The organism is Anaerobiospirillum sp. NML120448 (assembly GCF_023050945.1).
In the GTDB taxonomy this organism is placed as follows: Bacteria; Pseudomonadota; Gammaproteobacteria; order Enterobacterales; family Succinivibrionaceae; genus Anaerobiospirillum.
In genome coordinates this window covers 1-3333 of sequence record NZ_JALKIM010000131.1, presented here as the reverse complement: position 1 = coordinate 3333, position 3333 = coordinate 1, and the positions used below count along the sequence as shown (strand labels likewise).

1 protein-coding gene is annotated in these 3333 nt (G+C 38.3%); it reads left to right on the top strand.

The window, feature by feature from the left end; genetic code table 11:
- Positions 1-329: 329 nt before the first annotated feature.
- The gene (locus MXE38_RS11960) at positions 330-2126 is read left to right on the top strand and encodes an ISL3 family transposase (RefSeq protein WP_246915380.1); all 1797 of its coding nucleotides are present in this window, start codon (positions 330-332) and stop codon (positions 2124-2126) included.
- The last annotated feature ends 1207 nt before the right edge of the window (positions 2127-3333 follow it).

The following is a 3333-nucleotide window of genomic DNA, read 5'->3' as shown; positions in this document are numbered from 1 at the left end:
AGTTGTATATTTCAAAATACAACAACGCCCGTCCTCAGGAGCGATTAAATGGATTATCTCCTGTAGAGTATAAGAACCAGTGGGAGAAAACCCAAAATAAGCCGATCTAGTAACACAATAGAGTTACGGTTCACCTAAAAAACCCGTGGGATTGGATTAGATAAGCTAAAAGTTAGAAAATGAAAACTACACTATATTAACTTTATATGAGTTATAAAAAGAAGGGAGTCAAAGGTAGGATTATGTGATCTGTATATATGTTTTGTATTGTTGATGGTGGCTAGAATAAGGAGACCAAATAATTAAAACCAAAATGAGGTCTCCTTACTATGATTAATAATACTCCTTATCAACTCAATCAGCAAACCAATTATATTACCCTAGAGGAGCTATATGGTTTAAATGTTCCAGGCGTACATGTCACAAAAGTTATCCCAAGACGGGAAAATCCTAACAGTGATGAGCTAACTGGAGTACTTGTTGAGGTAGAACAAACCCCTCCGAATGTTTGTCCTTATTGCGGCAATAGCGATAGCGCCTTTCATCGCCACTTTACAACAATGCGAAGGTTTAAGCATCCCGATCTTTGTGGAACGCCTACAGCAGTTTTATTTCACAGTGTTCGCTATAAATGCTCTAAATGCTCTAGAACATTCACGCCAAAGGCTCTCATAGAGAATAAGCACTCTATGCTAACAGGAGCCATGGCTAAAGCTATTATTAAAACCCACACTGATCAACAGTGCATAACCTACAGAAGAGCAGCGAGATTCCTTGGGGTTTCTGATTATCATGTTAAAAGAGTGATTGAAGATCATTGTGATAAAGAGCGTAACCTGACACAAGAGGATATAAATCCTATTAAAGAGCCTAAGAAAATCTGTGACTCTGACACTTGTGCTAACTCAACCCCATCATCTAATTTAGTCAGGGAAGAAGAGCCTAAGGAAAGCTGTGACTCTGATATTTGTGCTAACTCAAGCCCATCATCTAATTTAGTCAGGGAAGAAGAGCCTAAGGAAAGCTGTGACTCTGATATTTGTGCTAACTCAAGTCCATCATCTAATTTAGTCAGGGAAGAAGAGCCTGAGCAAAATGTATCATCTTTATCAAGTGACATTCCCAATGTGTCAGAGAAAAAAACTTGGAAGTGCAATTTTGTTGTTCCTGACTATACTATACGTCGTATTTGGATTGACGAAATTTCTATGCATCATCGGCACTATTTAACTTTCATTTATGATGTAGACCATTATGATTTACTTTTTGTCACTGAAAAAAACAATAAGAACGCAATTAAGTCGTTTTTTGAGTGGGGAAAAGAAAAAATAGCCCCTGATCTGTCAATAGCCTGTGATATGAATGCACCATACCTAAGCGCTTTTACAGAAGTGTTACCCAACTGTAAAATTACATTTGATCGTTTTCATATCATAGGTCATGTTATTCATGACTTGACAGAATGCTGCAAAGCAGTTGTCTCTTTACTGCCTGATAATAGCAAAGCGAAAGCTTTGTTTAATAATGAAACAAAAGATGCTTTTAGAATCTTCTTTTCAAGAGGAAAAAACCTTAAAAAGGGTGAACGTGCTAAGTTAAATCTTCTTTTAAAGTCACATCCTGATATTAAAGCTTTTCATGATATATATAAGGATATTCTTGCTTGTTATGACAATGCAAAGTCATATACTGACTTCAGGCAGCAAATCTTAATTATTTGTCAAAATATGCTTAAGATTGAAGTAAATTCTGAGGTTTTTACTGCCTGTAAGAAAGATAAGAGCCTCTTCAAGGCATGCTGCTATGAGTTTGAATTGGATAATATACCTCGGATTCTATCAAACCAAGGCTACGATGATGAAGCCATTCATCAACTGATTAATAATAATCAAGTTGGCGAAAGTAAAATAACCAAGATGGTTCGCAGGTTTATTAAACATCTGCCTAACATAGCTAGATTTGCTGAAAGCAAGCTAACTACAGGGCCAATAGAGGGACGCAATAACCTAGTTAAGCTCATCAAAAAAGCTAAGTTTGGTATTAAGAACTTGGATAGTTTTGTTAATGTAGTGAGGTTACGAATTAGACAAGAGTATAGCCGTAATCTAAAAACTAAGTGGCCGTAAGTACGTATACAACAAACCTATGTTACATACATAGCGGAGACAATCAACTGTTTACTTTAAATGAGCAACTTTGCTTGCCTCAGTTGTAGGTCATTTATAGAGAATTGTGGCTGCTCAACCACTAAAGCTATGAACATTTTGATAAATAACCAATTGTCTCCCCCATGTCTGATGTTTGGTAATTTTCATTACAAAATCTACCTCCAATTTAGGCTCTTTCTTGCCAAAACACTTTAGTTCTTGTTCACTAGCCAACATTGAAAAATATACACCTATATTGATTACTGCTTTAAGTACGTTACAACTAAGCTCTGATATGAATCATATGATGGTGTTTTGGCTTTGCCTGAAATGTTAGCCTTTAAATGCCTATTTCAAATAAGTGTGATGAACATCACTTTTGATAGGTTTGTCATAAAGTATGTATTATGTGCTGTTAAGAAAAAGTACACTATATTAACCTAATATGTATTTTGTACCTCCGCTTAAACTAGCCACCCCCCACGGGTTTTTTAGGTGAACCGAGTTACTGGTAGTACTTAGCATATCCTCTATGCGTTATATGCAAAAGCCCACAGAGCTTGCGCATAGGGATCCCTGTACGTGAAATCAAGCCCTCAAGCTTGCGCCAAAGGGTTCACCATACGCAAAGTATGCGGTCGTCTTATGGGGCAAGGATCTACTTAAATGAAGGATCCGTATATTAACCTCTAGCCGATGTCAGTTTTATGCTTACGCAAACTGACATCGCCAAACCCAATTTTACAGGGCCAACCAAGAGCGTCAATGCTAAATAAACGACCTGCTGCGGCCATTTTTGCGCAAAATCACTGTCGCAGCTTTTGCACAAAAATGGCCGCAGCAGGTCGGCATTGACTCTCTTTCTGGCCCCTTTATCGTGCCCTACCCAACGTACCGTAGTAGCGTCAAGTTTTGTCATATCTACTATTCTAGGGAAGGGTTCACCATATGCGAAGTATGCGATCGTCTTATGGGGCAAGGATCTACTTAAATGAAGGATCCGTATATTAACCTCTAGCCGATGTCAGTTTTATGCTTACGCAAACTGACATCGCCAAGCCCAATTTTACAGGGCCAACCAAGAGCGTCAATGCTAAATAAACGACCTGCTGCGGCCATTTTTGCGCAAAATCACTGTCGCAGCTTTTGCACAAAAATGGCCGCAGCAGGTCGGCATTGACTCTCT